This window comes from Arthrobacter sp. K41 (assembly GCF_059089645.1).
The window spans coordinates 110,466-129,020 of record NZ_JBNHEW010000003.1 but is presented as its reverse complement, the minus strand read 5'-3'; the positions used below and the strand labels follow the sequence as shown (position 1 = coordinate 129,020).

Annotated in this window: 17 protein-coding genes; 9 read left to right on the top strand and 8 right to left on the bottom strand. The window is 66.1% G+C overall.

The window, feature by feature from the left end; genetic code table 11:
- The first annotated feature begins 27 nt into the window (after nt 1-27).
- Complete coding sequence (locus tag AC5RTE_RS08225) at nt 28-612, top strand: DivIVA domain-containing protein (protein ID WP_494040903.1); 585 nt, start codon at nt 28-30, stop codon at nt 610-612.
- A 7-nt stretch (nt 613-619) separates the two neighbouring features.
- Here the strand turns inward: AC5RTE_RS08225 and AC5RTE_RS08220 are convergent, their stop codons facing one another.
- The 5 genes from AC5RTE_RS08220 to AC5RTE_RS08200 all read right to left on the bottom strand — a co-directional run bounded on the left by AC5RTE_RS08220 (nt 620) and on the right by AC5RTE_RS08200 (nt 5,179).
- On the bottom strand, nt 620-1,309 hold the full coding sequence (locus AC5RTE_RS08220; RefSeq protein ID WP_494040902.1) for a hypothetical protein: 690 nt from the start codon (nt 1,307-1,309) through the stop codon (nt 620-622).
- An 82-nt stretch (nt 1,310-1,391) separates the two neighbouring features.
- On the bottom strand, nt 1,392-2,858 hold the full coding sequence (locus AC5RTE_RS08215; RefSeq protein ID WP_494040901.1) for a sodium/solute symporter: 1,467 nt from the start codon (nt 2,856-2,858) through the stop codon (nt 1,392-1,394).
- A 7-nt stretch (nt 2,859-2,865) separates the two neighbouring features.
- Nucleotides 2,866-3,216 (bottom strand): DUF485 domain-containing protein, encoded by a 351-nt coding sequence (locus AC5RTE_RS08210; protein WP_494040900.1) that lies wholly within the window; start codon nt 3,214-3,216, stop codon nt 2,866-2,868.
- Nucleotides 3,213-3,929, bottom strand: a complete 717-nt coding sequence (locus AC5RTE_RS08205; RefSeq protein ID WP_494040899.1) for a LytR/AlgR family response regulator transcription factor — start codon at nt 3,927-3,929, stop codon at nt 3,213-3,215. Before AC5RTE_RS08205 ends, AC5RTE_RS08210 begins: the two co-directional genes overlap by 4 nt.
- 41 nt (nt 3,930-3,970) lie before the next feature.
- Nucleotides 3,971-5,179, bottom strand: coding sequence for a sensor histidine kinase (locus AC5RTE_RS08200; protein ID WP_494040898.1), 1,209 nt, complete (start codon nt 5,177-5,179; stop codon nt 3,971-3,973).
- Nucleotides 5,180-5,362: 183 nt separating this feature from the next.
- Here AC5RTE_RS08200 and AC5RTE_RS08195 point away from each other — a divergent pair, with 183 nt between their 5' ends.
- Both AC5RTE_RS08195 and AC5RTE_RS08190 read left to right on the top strand, forming a co-directional pair.
- Nucleotides 5,363-5,743 carry a DUF485 domain-containing protein gene (locus AC5RTE_RS08195; protein ID WP_494040897.1) on the top strand — a complete coding sequence of 127 codons (381 nt, stop codon included), beginning with the start codon at nt 5,363-5,365 and terminating at the stop codon, nt 5,741-5,743.
- Complete coding sequence (locus tag AC5RTE_RS08190; protein ID WP_494040896.1) at nt 5,740-7,356, top strand: monocarboxylic acid transporter; 1,617 nt, start codon at nt 5,740-5,742, stop codon at nt 7,354-7,356. The genes AC5RTE_RS08195 and AC5RTE_RS08190 overlap by 4 nt, the downstream gene beginning before the upstream one ends.
- Nucleotides 7,357-7,435: 79 nt before the next feature.
- Here the strand turns inward: AC5RTE_RS08190 and AC5RTE_RS08185 are convergent, their stop codons facing one another.
- A complete protein-coding gene (locus AC5RTE_RS08185) occupies nt 7,436-8,035 on the bottom strand; it encodes a hypothetical protein (protein WP_494040895.1) in 600 nt (199 codons plus the stop codon).
- A 132-nt stretch (nt 8,036-8,167) separates the two neighbouring features.
- Entirely contained in the window at nt 8,168-8,641 is a 474-nt protein-coding gene (locus tag AC5RTE_RS08180; RefSeq protein WP_494040894.1) for an Lrp/AsnC family transcriptional regulator, read from the bottom strand.
- Between the two features lie 192 nt (nt 8,642-8,833).
- Between AC5RTE_RS08180 and pdhA the strand changes: the two genes are divergently transcribed.
- From pdhA to AC5RTE_RS08165, 3 genes are read left to right on the top strand one after another with little or no spacing between them, the layout of a single operon-like run.
- The gene (gene pdhA, locus AC5RTE_RS08175; RefSeq protein ID WP_494040893.1) at nt 8,834-10,024 is read left to right on the top strand and encodes a pyruvate dehydrogenase (acetyl-transferring) E1 component subunit alpha; all 1,191 of its coding nucleotides are present in this window, start codon (nt 8,834-8,836) and stop codon (nt 10,022-10,024) included.
- Nucleotides 10,024-11,034, top strand: coding sequence for an alpha-ketoacid dehydrogenase subunit beta (locus AC5RTE_RS08170; RefSeq protein WP_494040892.1), 1,011 nt, complete (start codon nt 10,024-10,026; stop codon nt 11,032-11,034). The genes pdhA and AC5RTE_RS08170 overlap by 1 nt, the downstream gene beginning before the upstream one ends.
- Nucleotides 11,031-12,446: a dihydrolipoamide acetyltransferase family protein gene (locus AC5RTE_RS08165; protein ID WP_494040891.1), complete on the top strand. Its 1,416-nt coding sequence runs from the start codon at nt 11,031-11,033 to the stop codon at nt 12,444-12,446. Before AC5RTE_RS08170 ends, AC5RTE_RS08165 begins: the two co-directional genes overlap by 4 nt.
- A gap of 97 nt (nt 12,447-12,543) precedes the next feature.
- Here the strand turns inward: AC5RTE_RS08165 and AC5RTE_RS08160 are convergent, their stop codons facing one another.
- Entirely contained in the window at nt 12,544-13,308 is a 765-nt protein-coding gene (locus AC5RTE_RS08160; RefSeq protein ID WP_494040890.1) for an SACE_7040 family transcriptional regulator, read from the bottom strand.
- Nucleotides 13,309-13,448: 140 nt separating this feature from the next.
- Between AC5RTE_RS08160 and AC5RTE_RS08155 the strand changes: the two genes are divergently transcribed.
- From AC5RTE_RS08155 to AC5RTE_RS08145, 3 genes are read left to right on the top strand one after another with little or no spacing between them, the layout of a single operon-like run.
- The gene (locus AC5RTE_RS08155) at nt 13,449-15,056 is read left to right on the top strand and encodes a carboxyl transferase domain-containing protein (protein WP_494040889.1); all 1,608 of its coding nucleotides are present in this window, start codon (nt 13,449-13,451) and stop codon (nt 15,054-15,056) included.
- An 11-nt stretch (nt 15,057-15,067) separates the two neighbouring features.
- The gene (locus tag AC5RTE_RS08150; RefSeq protein WP_494041335.1) at nt 15,068-17,356 is read left to right on the top strand and encodes an acetyl/propionyl/methylcrotonyl-CoA carboxylase subunit alpha; all 2,289 of its coding nucleotides are present in this window, start codon (nt 15,068-15,070) and stop codon (nt 17,354-17,356) included.
- 2 nt (nt 17,357-17,358) lie between these two features.
- Complete coding sequence (locus tag AC5RTE_RS08145; protein ID WP_494040888.1) at nt 17,359-18,522, top strand: acyl-CoA dehydrogenase family protein; 1,164 nt, start codon at nt 17,359-17,361, stop codon at nt 18,520-18,522.
- The last annotated feature ends 33 nt before the right edge of the window (nt 18,523-18,555 follow it).

The window sequence follows — 18,555 nt, the reverse complement described above, 5'->3', positions numbered from 1 at the left end:
GCTTGAGAAGCATCGAAGGAATCATCAGTGGCATTGGACATTCATCGGCAGATCCCTGCGTCCTTTGAGCGCGTGCAGCGCAGTGATTACGGCTACAACGCCAAGCAGGTGGACCAGTTCCTGCAGCGCGCGCGGGTGTCGCTGGAGAACCCCGGCGCCGCGGCGGAGCCGGTCAACAGTGCTGACGTCAGGGCGGTTTCCTTCGACCCCGTCAAGGGCGGTTACTCCGCTGCCGTTGTTGACGCGGCCTTGGACCGCCTCGAAGATGCCTTCGCGCGCCGTGAGCGGGACGAGTTGATCGCTGCCCGTGGCGAGGAGGCGTGGCTGCGCGAGATCGGCAACCTGTCCGGGATCCTCCGCGGCCGGCTGCACCGCCCCGACGGCGACCGCTTCCGCCGCCCCGCAAAGAAGAAGGCGCGCAGCTACAACACGGTTGACGTGGACCGGCTCTGCCGCGAACTTATTGCCTACCTTGAGCAGGACAAGCCACTGAGCGTGGACAACGTCCGCCGGGCGGTCTTCCGTCCCGCCGTTGGCCGTGACGGGTACGAGGAAACCCAGGTTGACGCCTTCCTCGACCGTGTGGTCGAACTGATGGCAGCCATCGACTGAGCCGCCTTCACACATCCCCGGGCGGAGTGGGGGAGAGCGGCTTGAACCTGCGCCAGATATTCCGGTAGGCCCGGTAACCATAGACCGACCACGCGGCCACGAATGCCAGGCCCGCCACCGCTCCAACGACGACTGCCACCGCTGTGCCGGCTCCCAGGAGCGACAACAGCAGGCCGGACAGGATGGCGATCAGGGCTGCGTTCGCAGCAGTCATGAAGATCATGCTGCTGCCCAGCACATGGCTCAGGGAATTCCGGTTCCCGAAGAAGAAGTAGGTCCTCCCGGAGCCGGCCTCGTCATCGTGGCTGGCGGCCATCAGGTACGGCGCTATACCGGGGTCAAGATCCACGTAGGCGGCCCGAAGCCGGTTCATAGCCGTCACATACATCAGGTCCTCCTGCGCGACATTCATAACGCGGATCTGGGTAAGGAGTCCCATGGCCACGTCAATGCACAGAACGATCACCGCAAGCAGGACAAAGGCTTCGGAAAAGCGGGTTGCCTGACCCACCAGTGCCGCACTCACCACACTGGCGGAAGTAAAGGTAAGGAACATGCTGATCCGGGTCAGGACCTCGCTCTGGGTGGTGCTGCGCGATGCCAGCAGGCCCCAGTGTTCAGTGGCGAGCAGCTGGGCCCGCACCGACGGAGGAATGCCATCCGGCGTGCCGCGCGGCCTGCCGTCCTCGGTGGACATGGCGTTATTGTCTCCCATCCCGGGGAGCAGCGCGAGGAAAAAGCAGGCCACGGCGGCGTCCGGCTGGATCAGCCGGGCCTGTTCACCGCTCGGTGGCCAGCGGCCGTTCCGGAGTGTGCAGGCGCGTCATGACCCGGGACATCGTCCTGGGCACCCTGTTGGCGGTGGCGCGGGAAACAACCACCATCACTGCGAAGGCGGCCGGTACTGTCCAGGCGGCAGGCTGCGCCAGCCAGGGCGAGAGGTTCGACGCGCCGGCCACTGAGCCTGCGATCATGGCGCCGCCGCAGAGGACCCCGCCGGTCAGCATCCCGGCGATGGCACCGGCGTCGGTCAGCGCCCGCCACCAGATGCCGAGCAGGAGCACCGGGCATACGGTGGAGGCGGTGAACGCGAAAACCAGGCCCACGCTGCCGGCAAGGGCCAGCGAGTCCGTCATAGCGGCAAAACCCAACGGCACCACGATCGAGATCACGGCGGCCAGCCGGAATCCGCCCACGCCCGCGCCCAGCACATCCTGGCTGATAACTCCGGCAAGGGATACCACCAGTCCCGACGTCGTGGACAGGAAGGCGGCAAAAGCGCCGGCCACCACAAAGGCCGACAACAGGTCGCCGGCGGCACCGCCCACCAGTTCGCCGGGGAGCAGCAGCACCAGGGCATCGGCCTGGCTGGTGCGGGCGAGGCCTGGAGCGAACATCCGGCCCACCAGGCCGTATGCCGTGGGGAACAGGTAGAACACGGACAGCAGCCCCAGGACGATCAGCGTGGTGCGCCGGGCCGAATGCCCGTCCGGGTTGGTGTAAAAGCGGACCAGCACGTGGGGCAGCCCGAGGGTGCCGAACAGGAGGGCCACCAGCAGGGACACGTTCTGGTACAGCCCGGCGGGGGCCAGGGAAGTGGGGTTTACGGAGGGCGCTGACAGTGCAGGGGTTCCGTTCCCCGCCAGCATAAAGATGATGAAGAGGATGGGGACCGCCAGAGCGGTGAGCTTGAGCCAGTACTGGAAAGCCTGGACAAAAGTGATCGAACGCATGCCGCCGGCAACCACCGTCAGGCACACCACAACCACCACAGCCACCGATCCCACCCAGGACGGCAGTCCGGTGGTGATCCGGATGGTCAAAGCGGCTCCGTGCAGCTGGGGCACAATGTACAGCCATCCCACCAGCACCACCACGAGGCTGGTGACCTTCCGGACAGCCCGTGAATCAAGCCTGGCCTCCGTGAAGTCAGGAATCGTATAGGCGCCGGAGCGCCGCAGCGGCGCTGCAACAAACAGCAGCAGCATCAGGTAGCCGGCCGTATAGCCCACCGGAAACCACAGGGCATCCGTTCCGGACAGCAGGATGAGCCCGGCAACACCGAGGAAACTCGCGGCGGACAGGTACTCGCCGCCAATGGCGGAGGCGTTCCACCAGGGCCGCACCGTTCGGGAAGCAACGTAGAAATCCCCGGTGGTCCTTGAAATGCGCAGGCCGTAAAAACCAATCACCGCAGTGGCCACCGAAACCACCGCGAGCGCGGCTATGGCCACGCCGGGGTTCACGGTGCCCTCACTGGTCCTTGGCCAGGTCGCGGTACCGTGCCTCGTTGCGCGCAGCGGTGCGGACGTACAGCCAGGCGCTGAGTCCGATCAGGGGGTAGATGCCTGCGCCCAGGAGGAGCCAGTCAAAGGGAATCCCCGCAACGCGGGTCTCCGCCAGCCCCGGCACCACGGCCAGCAGCAGCGGGAAAGCGCCAAGGATCAGCAGGAACCCGGCAGCCACCACCAGCGCCAGGCGCAGCTGCGACCGGATCAGCGACCTGACGAAGATCTGCCCTACCTCGGAATCCTGCGCCGCTTCCCGGCTGTCCCGGGGAGGAAGTGCAGCGGAACGGGGGGCGGTAACGCGTACCCTGCTCATGCGTGCGGCCTGATCCGGGTGGCCCCCAGCTTTTCCCGCACCGTTGGCAGGTGGCGCCGGCTGATGGGAAGGCCGGCACCTGCAACGGTGACGCAGGGACCGTCCGCAGCCAGCTTCATGGACGTAACGTGCTTCAGGGCAACGAGGTAGGAGCGGTGCGTCCGGATGAAGCCGGCGTCGGCCCACTGCTGCTCAAGGTCCGCCAGCGGCACCCGGATCAGGTAGCTCGCATCAGCCGTGTGCAACCGTGCATAGTCGCCCTGGGCCTGGACATAGGTGACGTCGTCACGCCGGATCATCCTGGTGGTACCGCCCTGGTCAACGGTGATCATCTCCGGTGCCGTACCGCCGTCGCGCAGTTCACTGATGCGCCCCACGGAGCGGGCCAGACGTTCGGCCCGGACCGGCTTAAGCAGGTAGTCCACAGCGGCGAGTTCGAAGGCCTTGAGCGCGTGGTCCTCGTCCGCGGTCACAAAGACCACGGCGGGCGGATTCCGGCTCCCGGAGATGGCGCGGGCAATATCCAGCCCGGAGACCGCCGGCATATGGATGTCGAGGAATACGGCGTCAACCGGGCTGGCTGCCAGGGCCCGGAGGGCTTCGGTGCCGGAGGTGGCGCGGAGGACGGTGCCGATGCGGTCGTCCCGGCCGAGGAGGAATGCCAGTTCTTCAACGGCGGGCAGCTCGTCATCGACGACGAGGACGTTAATCATCTTCCTAGGGTACGTTCCCGCCTGGCGCCTGGTGTGCGGGGTCACGCGTCGTGGCCGGGTTGGGACTTGGGGACCCGCATGGTGATCAGGGTCCCCTCCCCGGGGGCGGTGTCGATGACCAGCCCGTGGTCGTTGCCGTAGACCTGGCGGAGGCGGGCGTCCACATTCCGCAGGCCCACGTGCTCGCCGTCGGTATGGCCGGCCAGTATGGACTGCAGCTGCGCAGGGTCCATGCCCACGCCGTCGTCCTCAATAGTCACCTCGGCGAAGGCGCCGGCGTCGTTCGCGCTGATGCTGATGTGCCCCGGCCCTTCCTTGGCCTCCAGCCCGTGCCGGACGGCGTTTTCCACCAGCGGCTGCAGGCTGAGGAAGGGGATGACGGTGCTGAGGACCTCCGGGGCCACCCGCAGGCTGACCTGGACGCGCTCGCCAAAACGGGCACGTTCCAAAAGGAGGTAGCGATCGATGCAGCGGAGCTCCTCGGCGAGCGTTGTGAAGTCGCCGTGCCGCCGGAAGGAATAGCGGGTGAAGTCGGCGAACTCCACTACCAGCTCCCGGGCCCGGGCAGGGTCGGTGTTGATAAAGGAGGCGATGGCGTTGAGCGAGTTGTAGATAAAGTGCGGGCTGATCTGGGCGCGCAGCGCCCGGACCTCAGCCTCCATCAGCAGTGTCCGTGATGCGTCAAGCTCGGCAAGCTCCACCTGCACGGCCACCCAGTCGGCCACTTCTGTGGTGGCCCGCACCAGGCCCGCGCCGGCTGTCGGGGCGAAGGCAGCGACCGCCCCCACCACGCGGGTGCCGGCCCGCACCGGGGCGATCACCGCCGCGAGCGGCCCGCCCGTACCGCGCTTCGGGGCACCGCCCGGTCCGGTGGGATAACCCGCCAGCAGCACCGCAGTCCGCCCCCCAGCCAGCACCCCTTCGGCAAGGGCCATCAGTTGCGGTTTCAGTTCCTCGCCGGCACCGTCCCACGCGAGTACGCCGGTGGTGTCTGTGATGGCCAGCGCGTCGGAACCGAGCAGCCCGCGCAGCTGCTTGCCGGCTTTTGCCGCGCCGGCGGGGTTCAGTCCGCGCCGGAGATGCTGGCCGGCCTGGGATGCCGCATGCAGGGTGTGGTACGTGGCGCGTTCGGCGTCGGTGCCGAGGTCCCGGAATGAGCGCAGCACCTTGAGTCCCACGCCGACGACGACGGCGACGGCCATGGCGATCACTGCCACCGCCGCGGCAGTCAGGAGGGGGGAGTCAGGCATGGTGCCCAGCGTAGTGGCGGGTGCCGTTTGGCGCAGCATCCCGACCGTTGAGCGACCGCCGGCGGGCCGGGTATGGCTTGTACTGCCCATCGCCCGCAGAGTGATTGCAGTCACACTTGCGGTAGCCCTGACTGGATTTGCCGGCCGGTGTGTGTCCAAGGCAAGTCTCAATGAGGAGGAACGATGGGTAACGATGCCCACACTCCGGACGCAGCGGCGTCCGTGGACTTTGAACAAGTCCAGTCGACCGGGCAGTTCCAGGAACTGCGCAAGCGTCACCGCAGCTTTGTCTTTCCCATGGCGATCGCATTCCTGCTGTGGTATTTCGCCTACGTCCTGCTGGCTGACTACGCGGTGGGCTTTATGTCCACCAAGGTCTGGGGCAACATCAACGTCGGGCTGATCCTCGGCCTGCTCCAGTTCGTCTCGACGTTCGCGATCACCAGCTGGTACGTCAGCTACTCAAACCGGAAGCTGGACCCCATCGCAGCGGAGATCCGGAACGAAATCGAGGGGCATGAATTTGATAAGGACGGCAACCGCGTGGGCGAGGTAAACAAATGATCGGGATTGCCGCAGCGGTGGACGTCGCCGCGCTCAAGGACACCACCCTCCTGAACATGGGCGTCTTCGCCCTGTTCGTGGCCGTGACCATGGTCATTGTTTTCCGCGCCAGCCGGAACAACAAAACCGCGGCCGACTACTACGCCGCAGGCCGGTCCTTCACCGGCTCACAGAACGGCACGGCCATCGCGGGGGACTACCTCTCGGCAGCGTCGTTCCTGGGCATTACCGGTGCCATCGCCGTCAACGGCTACGACGGTTTTATGTACTCCATAGGCTTCCTGGTGGCCTGGCTGGTGGCACTGCTGCTCGTGGCCGAACTCCTGCGCAACACGGGTAAGTTCACCATGGCGGACGTGCTGTCCTTCCGCCTCCGGCAGCGGCCCGTCCGCATCGCCGCCGCCATTTCCACGCTGGCCGTCTGCTTCTTCTACCTCCTGGCCCAGATGGCAGGGGCCGGAAGCCTTGTTTCGCTGCTGCTGGGCATCAGCGACTGGGGCGGCCAGGCCCTGGTGATCATCGTCGTCGGCGGCCTGATGATCATGTACGTTCTCATCGGCGGCATGAAGGGCACCACCTGGGTGCAGATCATTAAAGCAGTCCTGCTTATCGCCGGCGCGGCCGTCATGACCATCTGGGTCCTGGCGATCTACGGCTTCAACCTTTCCAGCCTGCTGGGCGCAGCAGTTGAGACGGCCAACAACCCGGCCGTCCTCAACCCGGGCCTGCAGTACGGCAAGACCGAAACCTCCAAGCTGGACTTTATGTCCCTGGGCCTCGCGCTGGTCCTTGGAACCGCCGCCCTGCCGCACGTGCTGATGCGTTTCTACACCGTCCCCACCGCCAAGGAAGCCCGCAAGTCCGTGGTGTGGGCCATCTGGCTGATCGGGCTCTTCTACCTGTTCACGCTGGTGCTCGGGTACGGCGCCGCCGCTCTCGTTGGTCCCGACACCATCCGGACGGCACCGGGCGGTGTGAATGCCGCGGCCCCGCTGCTGGCCTTCTACCTGGGCGGGCCGCTGCTGCTGGGCTTTATCTCGGCCGTGGCCTTCGCCACCATCCTCGCCGTTGTGGCAGGGTTGACCATCACCGCCGCCGCATCCTTCGCCCACGATATCTACGCAAGCGTCATCTCCAAGGGCAAGGCCGACGCCGACACCGAGGTCAAGGTGGCCCGGCGCACTGTGGTGGTCATCGGTGTCCTGGCCATCCTGGGCGGTATCCTCGCCAACGGACAGAACGTGGCGTTCCTCGTGGCGCTGGCCTTCGCCGTCGCCGCCTCCGCCAACCTGCCCACCATCGTCTACTCCCTGTTCTGGCGGAGGTTCACCACCCAGGGTGCGGTCTGGAGCATGTACGGCGGGCTTGGCGCCGCGATCGTCCTGATCATGTTCTCGCCGGTGGTCTCCGGCGGCGCGACCTCAATGATCAAGGACGCCAACTTCGCGATCTTCCCGCTGAGCAACCCCGGCATTGTGTCCATCCCGCTGGCGTTCTTCCTCGGCTGGCTCGGAACCGTCCTGGACAAGAAGCGCGAAGACACCGCCAAGCAGGCCGAAATGGAAGTCCGGTCCCTGACCGGGGTCGGGGCAGAAAAGGCAGTCAACCACTGACCCCTGACTCAAGGGTTACCCGGCATCACGGAAAGAGCCTCGGCGCTGCGGCGCCGAGGCTCCTTCGTGTGCGGGGGAGTCAGGCCTTGGGCCGGAGCTTGATGTTGGTCATCTTCAGGTCCTCGGTACCTTCGAAGCGGTAGGCCAGGTCCACTTCCTTGCCCTCGCAGGTGATGACACCTGCCACGTCCGCCGCCTTGGTCCCGTTCTCGGTTCCCACCTGGAGGTCGTTATACGTCGGCTTGCAGGAATCGTCCATCTCCAGGGTGTCCACTCCGGCGATGAACGCTTCCTTGGACAGCTGTTCCTTCAGGGCAGGGTCAAGGTACTCGTCGTAAGCCTCTGAGCTTCTGCCGCTGATGACCATCTTTGTGAAACCGTCAGCAACGCCCCTCGCCTGGTTGGTGGCACTTCCCACCACGTTAACCAGGATGATGACGCCCAGGACCACCAAAAGCAGGACACCGCCGATCGCCGCCAACACAATCCACAATTTCCGCCGGCTCTTGACCGGAGGCTGCCGGCCCGGCAGGCCAAACGGGCCCGGTTCCCCATACGCCCCGGCGGGAGCCTGGTAAGCCTGCCCGCTGTAGCCCGGCACTTGCTGCGGGGGCAGGGGCGGCTGCTGCGGCGCCTGCCCGGGCTGTCCCGGCTGGTACGGTTCCTGAGGATTGCCCAAGATCGAGCCTCTCCGGCGTGATGTATGGCACCCGCCTGGTTGCGGGGACCTCCCGGCACCCGTGAATAACTTGCAACAGCCTATATTCCCGCGCTGCCGCCGTCGTACTTCCACGGCGATCCGCCGGCACTGTCAGCCGTTTCGCGGGCCCCGCTCCAGGAGGGGCTGCATCCGGAAGGGGATGAGCTCACCCATCGCCAAGGCAGTGTCCGTCCGGTCCACGCCGTCACACGCCAGGATCTTCCCGTTGATGCGGAAGAGGTCCTCGGCGTCCAGTGCCACCACCCGGAGCAGCAGGTCGGCCGGACCGGTGAGCCCGTAGCCTTCGAGGATCTCCGGAATCCCGGCCAGTGCCGTTGCCAGCCCGGCGAGCTTTTGCTGCTGGACGTGGACGGATATAAACGCCATCAGCGGATATCCCAAGGCCACGGGATTGATCCTGCGTTCGAAGGAAAGGAAAACGTGCTTCTTCTCCAGTTGGGCCATCCGCGCCTGAACCGTATTCCTGGACAGGCCCAGCTTTTGGGCCAACGCCACCACCGTCCGCCGCGGATCCTGGGCGAGGGCGGACAAAAGGCGGGTGTCAGTGCCATCCAGAGCCTGCATAGTGCGCAACGTTAGCACCGTCACAAGCCGCCACACAGAGCATTGTGCTAAATAACCGACCTGGTGGTTGTACCCAATGAGCATTGTGAGTAGGGTCACAGTATCCGCGGCAACGGCGCCCGGGGGCCGGAGGCAGGCGGGACCACAAGTCCCCGAATCCGCTGGTCAACAACGTGAGAAGGTGCGGCTATCGTGTCTACAGACAGAACCGGCCAGGACGGCGCAAATACCCCGCTTGCAGATGCCGCGGGTGCTGATGCCGGGGCGGATATTCACCGGCAGGGCAAGGGTCTTGTCCAGCTGATCACTCCCCGGGGGGAGCGGATAAGCCACCCGGAATTCGACCCCTGGGTCCAGGACATTACTGACGAGCAGCTGTGCTCGCTGTTCGAGGACATGACTGTTGTCCGGCGCATCGACGTTGAAGCCACTGCCTTGCAAAGGCAGGGCGAACTCGCCTTATGGCCGCCACTGCTGGGGCAGGAAGCGGCGCAGGTCGGCTCCGCCCGGTCCCTGCGCGCGGACGACTTCGTTTTTTCCAGCTACCGCGAAAACGGTGTGGCCTACTGCCGTGGTGTCGGCCTGACGGACATCGTCCGGGTCTGGCGCGGAAACGCCTCGTCCGGCTGGGACCCCTACTCCATTAACATGGCCACGCCGCAGATCATCATCGGCGCCCAGACCCTGCATGCCACCGGATATGCCATGGGCATTCAGAACGACGGCGCCGATTCCGCGGCCGTCACCTACTTCGGCGACGGCGCCACCAGCGAGGGTGACGTCAACGAGGCGATGGTCTTTGCCGCGAGCTTTCAGGTGCCTGTCGTGTTCTTTTGCACCAACAACCACTGGGCCATCTCCGAGCCCGTGCGCGTTCAGTCGCACATCCAGCTCGCGGACCGGGCCGCCGGGTTCGGCATCCCCAGCCTCCGGGTGGACGGCAACGACGTCCTTGCCGTCATGGCGGCAACGCGGGTGGGCCTGGACCGTGCCCGCCGCGGCGGCGGCCCCACCTTCATTGAGGCCGTCAGCTACCGGATGGGCCCCCACACCACGGCCGATGACCCCACCCGCTACCGGGACCCCAATGAACTCGAGGACTGGGCAGCGAAGGACCCCATCAGCCGGGTCGAAGCGCTTTTGGACCGCAAAGGCCTCCTGACGGCAGGGTTCAAGCAGCAGGTCAAGGACAAGGCCGACGCCGTTGCACGGGACATGCGCACGGGCTGCACCACCATGCCGGAGCCCCAGCCGCTGGACGTTTTCAAGCACGTCTACAGCACCCCCAACTCCTGGCTGGACCGGCAGCAGGACCACTACACCCGTTACCTGGCCTCCTTCGGTGATCCCGCAGAAGCCGTCTCAGAAAAAGGTGAACGCTGATGACCCAGATGACCTTTGCCCGTGCCATCAACGCCGGCCTGCGCAAATCAATGGAAAATGACCCAAAGGTGGTCCTGCTGGGCGAGGACATCGGTGCCCTTGGCGGCGTCTTCAGGATTACAGACGGCCTGCAAAAGGACTTCGGCAGGCACCGCGTTGTGGACACGCCGCTGGCCGAGTCCGCCATCGTGGGAACCGCCGTGGGACTGGCCTACCGCGGCTACCGGCCCGTGGTGGAAATCCAGTTTGACGGCTTCATCTACCCGGCATTAGACCAGATCGTCAGCCAGGTGGCCAAACTGCACTACCGCACCCGCGGCGCGGTGAAAATGCCCATCACCATCAGGGTGCCGTTCGGCGGCGGCATCGGCTCACCTGAACACCACTCGGAATCCCCGGAAGCCTACTTCACCCACACCTCAGGGCTGCGGGTGGTGACTGTTTCCAGCCCCCAGGACGCGCATACCGTCATCCAGCAGGCCATCTCCTGCGACGACCCCGTCCTGTACTTTGAGCCCAAGCGCCGCTATCACGACAAGGGTGAAGTGGACGAGGCGCTTGACCCACTGTCAGCGGCACCCATGGACAAGGCGAGGGTGCTGGCGGACGGCACAGACGTCACCCTGGTGGCCTACGGTCCATTGGTAAAGACAGCACGGGACGCCGCCCTTGCCGCCGCGGACGAAGGTATCTCCATCGAAGTCATCGACCTTCGTTCGCTCGCGCCCGTGGACTACGACACCGTGGTGTCCTCAGTCCGCAAGACCGGCCGCCTGGTCATCACCCACGAGGCGGGCCAGTCCGGAGGCCTCGGCGCGGAAGTGGCAGCGAGCATTACCGAACGGTGCTTCTACTACCTTGAAGCGGCGCCTGTCCGCGTGACCGGCTTCGACATCCCATACCCGTACTCCAAATTGGAAATGCACCACCTGCCGGGCCTGGACCGCATCCTCGACGGCGTGGACCGTGCCCTGGGCCGGCCCAACTCCCTCAGCGGGCTGGAAGGATGAGCGCCACCATGATCAAGGAATTCCGGCTCCCGGACCTGGGCGAAGGACTCACTGAATCGGAAATCCTCAGCTGGAAAGTGGGGGTGGGGGATACGGTGAGCCTGAACCAGGTAATCGCCGAGGTGGAAACCGCCAAGGCGGTGGTGGAGCTCCCGTCCCCTTTTGCCGGAGTCATCCGGGAACTGCACGAACAGCCCGGCACCATCGTGGAGGTAGGCAAGCCCATCGTCTCCTTTGAAGTGGCAGACGACGCCGGCACTGCCTCAGCAGGGTCCGGTACCGCTGCTCTGTCCCCGGCTGGCCCGGCCGCCTCCGCCGCGGGCCGGGAGGGGGAACCCGCCAGGAGGCAACCCAACCTCGTGGGGTACGGCGCCGTCGTCGAAAGCTCCGCCCGTCCGGCACGGCGCCCCCGCAACCTGCTCCGGGTTGCTGCGGCCCCGGTGGCCGAGGCAGCAGCGACAAAACCGTTGGTTGAGCCGGCCGGAACAGGGCCTGCCGTAACCGACCCTGGCGCAATGCGCCCCCGGTCCACTCCGCCCGTGCGGAAGTTTGCCAAGGACGCGGGCGTGGACCTGGCGCTGGTTCCAGCAACCGGCCCGCACGGCTTGATCACCCGCGAGGACGTCCAGCAATTCCTGGACGGCAGGTCGCCGAGGGCGGCTGCTCCTGCGTGGGAAGCAGAAACCCCGGTGCTGGCGGCACAGCAGGGCGGGCGGGAAACCCGGACGCCCGTCAAAGGCGTGCGGAAGCTTACGGCGGCTGCAATGGTGCAGAGTGCCTTTACCGCGCCCCACGTCACCGAATTCCTCACGGTGGACGTCACCCCATCGATGGAGCTCCTGGCCAGGCTCAAGGAAAGCCGCGGCTTCAGCGGCCACAAGCTGACTCCGCTCACCCTGGCGGCGAAAGCCGTACTCATCGCACTGCGGCGCAATCCCGCCCTCAACGCCCGATGGGACGAGCAAAACCAGCAGATTGTGACGTTCAACTACGTGAACCTCGGCATAGCCGCCGCGACGCCGCGTGGACTCACCGTTCCCAACATCAAGGACGCGGACACCCTGTCCCTGCTGCAGCTGGCCGATGCCCTGACGGAACTCACCGAAACCGCCCGGGCGGGCAAGACCACACCCGCGGACTTGTCCGGGGGAACTATCTCGATCACCAACATCGGTGTCTTTGGGATCGACGCCGGCACGCCCATCCTCAACCCGGGGGAGGCGGCCATCCTGGCGTTGGGAGCGGTGCGGAACATGCCGTGGGAGCACCAGGGCCAGGTGGCGCTGCGCCAGGTCCTCACACTGAGCCTGTCCTTTGACCACCGCCTGGTGGACGGCGAGCAGGGCTCGCGTTTCCTGGCAGATGTAGGCGCGATCCTCGCAGAGCCCGGAATGGTCCTCACGATGGTCTGAGCCGGCAGTTGCTGGACCGCTGCCGCCGGCCGGGCCTGCCGGGCCGTACGTTTCCTGCCGGGCCGCGCGTCCCTTCGGCTGTTGAAGAACCGGGGCCTTACGGGGAGCCCTGCGGGACCTCCACCAGCAGCGCAGCCAAAGCCATGCCTTCCAGCAGGGGACGGGCGGTTCGTGCCGCCATCTTCCGGCCGTGGCTGCGGACCGAGTGCGGCGTGGAGTTGATCAGTCCGAACGTGGCGTGCGCCCGCATCCGCAGCTCCGCGATGTCCGTGTCCGGATGCAGCCGGGCGAGCACGTCCACCCAGACTTCGACGTAATTCAGCTGAAGCGTACGCACGGCTGCCTGGTCCTGCTCGGACAGGTTGCTGAAGTCCCGGTCCTGTACCCGGATGACGTCAGGCTTGCCGAGGGCGAAGTCCACCTGGAACTCCACCAGGCGCCGCAGGGCGGAGGCGGGATCAGGATTTTGGTCAACAACGTCACGGCCGCCGTCCAGCAGTTCCTGGCTGACGGTCACCAGCAGGTCGGCAAGGACGGCCTGCTTGCCCGGAAAGTGACGGTAAACGGCCGGGCCACTGACTCCTGCCGCTGCTCCAAGGTCTTCAAGGGATACCCGGTTGAACCCGTTGACGGCGAACAGCGAAGCCGCGGCGGACAGCAGCGCCTGGCGGCGGTTTTCCTTGGCCTTGCCGCGCTGCGTTGACTGGACGCGCTGCGCTGACTGGACGCGCTGCGCTGACGGGACGCGCTGGGTGGCTGGTTCGGGCCGGCCGGCGGTAACGCCTGCCGGACCCGGATCCGCAGCCGGGGACTGGATCGAGGATCCTCGTCCGCCCGTCTTGGTGGCGTCGGTGCCGGCCACGTTTCCTCCTCGGCCCCGCGGCGTCAGCCAGAGCGGTATGTGTTGGACTTCACAGTTAATACAGACTAACCTGATTTTCAGTTATTGGGCGCTAACCGAGTTGCTTGGACAGCTCGGACCGGAACAGGAACGGACCGTCAATGGAGACCCTTGCCACCCGGCTTGACGCAACGGCCGAGGCCTTTGCGTCCAACCGCGCCGAGCAGCTGGCGCTCGCCGGGGAGCTGCGGAAAAAGCTGGCCGACGCCGCCCTGGGCGGGCCCGAAAAGTCCAGGCAACGCCACGTGGCCCGGGGAAAGCTCCTGCCCCGCCAACGCATCGACCAGCTGCTCGACGACGGCAGCCCCTTCCTCGAAATTGCGCCACTGGCCGCCACCGGGATGTACAACGATGAGGCCCCCGGCGCCGGCGTGATTGCGGGGATCGGGCTGGTTCACGGCAGGCATGTGCTGGTGATTTCCAATGACGCCACCGTCAAGGGCGGAACGTACTATCCGATGACCGTGAAGAAGCACCTGCGGGCCCAGGAAATCGCCTTCGAAAACCGGCTGCCCTGCATCTACCTGGTGGACTCCGGTGGGGCCTTCCTGCCCAAGCAGGATGAGGTTTTCCCGGACCGGGACCACTTTGGCCGGATCTTCTATAACCAGGCCAGGCTCTCGGCGGCCAAGATTCCCCAGATCGCCTCGGTCATGGGCTCCTGCACTGCCGGCGGTGCCTACGTTCCGGCCATGAGTGACGAGACCGTAATCGTCCGGAACCAGGGCACCATCTTCCTGGGCGGGCCGCCGCTGGTGAAGGCCGCGATCGGTGAAATTGTCACTCCTGAGGAACTCGGCGGCGGGGAAGTGCACTCCAGGATCTCCGGCGTGACGGACCACCTGGCCGAAAACGACGAACACGCGCTGCAGATCATCCGGGACATCGTGGCCACCCTGCCGCCGCCGGCACCACCGGTGTGGGAGGTGGCTGACGCCGTCGAACCCGCAGCAGATCCTGGCGGGATCTACGGCGCTGTTCCAACGGACGTCAACGCCCCGTACGACGTCCATGAGGTGATCGCCAGGCTGGTGGACGGCGGCCGGTTCCACGAATTCAAAAAGGAGTACGGCGCCACCTTGGTGACAGGCTTCGCCAGGCTGCACGGGCACCCGGTGGGGATCGTGGCCAACAACGGCGTCCTGTTCAGCGAATCGTCCCTCAAGGGCGCGCACTTCATTGAACTGTGCGACCAGCGTGGAATCCCGCTGCTGTTCCTGCAAAACATTTCCGGTTTTATGGTGGGCAAGGATTCGGAGCAGGGCGGCATCGCGAAGAACGGGGCCAAGATGGTCACCGCCGTGGCGACAGCCCGTGTGCCCAAGTTGACGGTGGTGATCGGAGGCTCGTTCGGTGCCGGCAACTACTCGATGTGCGGCCGCGCCTATTCGCCGCGGTTCCTGTGGATGTGGCCCGCCGCCCGGATTTCCGTGATGGGCGGCAATCAGGCCTCCAGCGTCCTGGCCACCGTGAAGCGGGAGCAGTACGAGGCAGCCGGCCAGGAGTGGTCGGCTGAGGACGAGGAAGACTTCAAGGCGCCCATCCGCCGGCAGTACGAGGACCAGGGCAGCCCCTACTACTCCACCGCCCGCCTGTGGGATGACGGCGTGATCGATCCCGTGGACACCCGGACGGTCCTGGGGCTGGCACTGGACGTGGTGTCCCGCGCCCCGCTGCCGGAAACCTCCTTCGGCCTCTTCAGGATGTGAGCCCAGTGACCATGCCACTATCGCCGGCCGCCCGCGCGGAAACATCCGCCACGGCACCGCCAAAACAGGATGCACTCTTCGGCGCCGTCCTCGTGGCCAACCGCGGCGAGATCGCAAGCCGCGTCATCCGGACGCTGCGCGCCCTGGGTATCCGGTCAGTCGCGGTGTACAGCGATGCCGACGCCGGCGCCCGGCACGTCCGCGAAGCTGACACTGCCGTCCGGATTGGCCCGGCCGCTGCCACCGAGAGCTACCTGAAGATCGAAGCCATTATCGAGGCGTGCCGCAAGACAGGGGCCGAAGCAGTGCACCCGGGCTATGGCTTCCTCAGCGAGAACGTGGACTTTGCCCGCGCACTGGACCAGGCAGGCATTACCTTCATCGGACCCGGTGTGGAGGCCCTGAATGTGATGGGGGACAAGATCCGGTCCAAGAACCACGTGGCCGGATACGGCGTTCCCGTGGTCCCCGGGGTTGCCCAACCGGGAATGACCAACCACCAACTGGCACAGGCTGCCGGGGCCGTGGGGTTTCCCCTCCTGATCAAACCCTCAGCGGGCGGGGGCGGCAAAGGCATGCACGTGGTGGAACGCCAGGAAGACCTGGTGCCGGTACTGGCCACGGCGCGAAGGGTGGCGGCAAGTGCCTTCGGCGACGACACCCTGTTCCTGGAGCGCCTGGTGTCCACCCCGCGGCACATCGAGGTGCAGGTCCTGGCCGACAACCACGGCAACGTCATCCACCTCGGCGAGCGCGAATGCTCGTTGCAGCGGCGGCACCAAAAGGTTATCGAAGAGGCTCCTTCACCGCTGCTTGAAGCACTCCCGGCAGGCGCCGCCATCCGTGCCCGCCTCGGCGAAGCCGCGTGCAACGCAGCCCGCAGCGTCAACTACAGCGGCGCCGGAACAGTGGAGTTCCTCGTCTCCGACGATTCGCCGGAGGAGTTCTACTTCATGGAGATGAACACACGGCTGCAGGTGGAGCACCCAGTCACCGAGATGGTCACCGGCATCGACCTCGTCGAGTGGCAGGTGCGGATCGCCGCGGGCGAGGAACTCACCGTCCGGCAGGCCGACGTCGGACTTAACGGTCACGCAGTGGAAGCCCGGATCTACGCCGAGGTGCCCGAGAAGAACTTCCTTCCGTCCACAGGCACGTTGCTCCTGCTGGACGAACTGCCCGGCGGGCCAAGGCGCCCAAGCGCCCCTTCCCAAACCCAGGTCACTGCCGGCAACGGCCTAGTGCGGGTGGACTCGTCCCTGGTGGAGGGGCTGGAGCTCTCGGCCAGCTACGACCCCATGATGTCCAAGCTCATCGCCTGGGGCGAGGACCGCGCGGCCGCCCTGGCCGCCCTTGATACCGCCCTGGCAGGCTATACCGCACTGGGACTGGACACCAATGTGGAGTACCTGCGGTTGCTGATCAATGATCCCGACGTCCGCGCCGGCCGCCTCGATACCGGACTGATAGAGCGCAAACTGCCCAAGCTGACCTTCCGCCGGGTCGCCGACGCCGAACTGGTGGCGGCGGCACTCTTCACCATCGGTGCCGAGGCACAGAACAATACGCCCCCCGCGCCCGGCCTCTGGCAAGCACGCAATGGCTGGCGGCTGGGAGCACCTGCACCCCGCCGCATCAGTTTGGGAACGCCCGACGGCGGCGTTGCAACAGTAAGCATTAGCGGCGCATCAACAGACGGTACTGCGTTTGGCACCGTGACCGCGGGAGGCAGGACCCCCGGCGGCACCGTCCTCGTGGCTGTGGACAGCGGGCCCGCACGACCGGCGCGGCTGGAGTACCTTTCCCCCCGCGCCGCCGTGCTGACCCTCGACGGCCAGAGCACCACCTACGCCGTCGCACCGGTCTTCCGTGGGCCGGTGACACCTAACAATGACCACCCGGTTGCAGGGGTACCGGCGGAACTGTTCCTGGGCAACGAAGGCTGGTCCTGCCGGCTGGAAATACTCACCCGTGAGTCACGGCTGGAACGGGTCCTGGCAGCTGTCCACCGGGAGGAGGGCGCCGCCGATCCCGCCGTCCGCTCCCCGATGCCGGGAACCGTGGTGTCCGTTGCGGTCAGCGACGGAGAGGCCGTGGTGGCCGGGCAGGTGCTGGCGTCGGTGGAGGCGATGAAGATGGAACACCATTTGCTGGCACCGCTGGACGGAACGGTCCACCTCAGTATCCGGCCGGGCGACCCCGTCAAAGCAGACCAGGTCCTGGCCACCATCCACGCCACCCACACGGAGGCCGCCGCAGAACAGCCACACGACACCCCTTCAGATGGCAAAGGAGCCTAGACATGGCAGGTTTTGAACTCAGCGAGGAATACCAGGACCTCAGCGACACCGTCCGGGACTTCGCGGACAACGTGGTTGCCCCGGTGTCGGCCAAGCACGACGAAGAGCACAGCTTCCCCTACGGGGTAGTGAAGCAGATGGCGGAAATGGGGCTGTTCGGACTGCCCTTCCCCGAGGAATTCGGCGGCATGGGCGGGGACTACTTCGCCCTTGCCCTGGCACTGGAGCAGCTGGGCCGGGTGGACCAGTCCGTAGCCATCACCCTCGAGGCGGGCGTATCCCTCGGTGCCATGCCGATCTACCGCTTCGGAACCGGGGAACAGAAGCAGGAGTGGCTGCCCCTGCTGGCGTCCGGCCAGGCGCTCGCGGGCTTCGGCCTGACCGAACCGGAGGCGGGATCCGACGCCGGCGGCACCAAGACCTCCGCCCGGCGTGAGGCAGGGCAATGGGTGATTAACGGCAACAAGGAGTTCATCACCAACTCCGGCACGGACATCACCCGGCTTGTCACGGTCACGGCCGTCACCGGACAGAAGGAACGCGCGGACGGCAGCATCCAAAAGGAAATTTCCACCATCCTGGTTCCCACGGACACGGAAGGCTTCAAAGCGGAGAAGCCGTACAACAAGGTGGGCTGGAACGCCTCGGACACCCACCCGCTGACGCTGAGGGACGTGCGTGTCCCGGAGTCAAACCTGCTGGGGGTGGAGGGCCGCGGCTACGCCAACTTCCTGTCCATCCTCGATGAGGGCCGCATCGCGATTGCGGCGCTGGCCACCGGCGCCGCCCAGGGCTGCGTGGATCTGTCGGTCAAGTACGCGAAGGAACGGAGCGCCTTCGGCAACCAGATCGGCAAGTACCAGGCGATCTCATTCAAGATCGCCCGCATGGAGGCAAGGGCCCATACCGCCCGCCTGGCTTACTACGACGCGGCGTTCCGCATGCTGGCCGGAAAGCCGTTCAAGACCCAGGCGGCCATCGCTAAGATGGTCGCAGGCGAGGCGGCCATGGACAACGCGCGGGATGCCACCCAGGTGTTCGGCGGCTATGGCTTCATCAATGAGTTCACCGTGGCACGCCATTACCGCGACTCCAAGATCCTTGAGGTGGGGGAGGGCACCACGGAGGTCCAGTTGATGCTGATTGCCCGCGAACTGGGTCTGTAGTACCGGGCGCTTGCCCCATGGAACCGAGTCGGC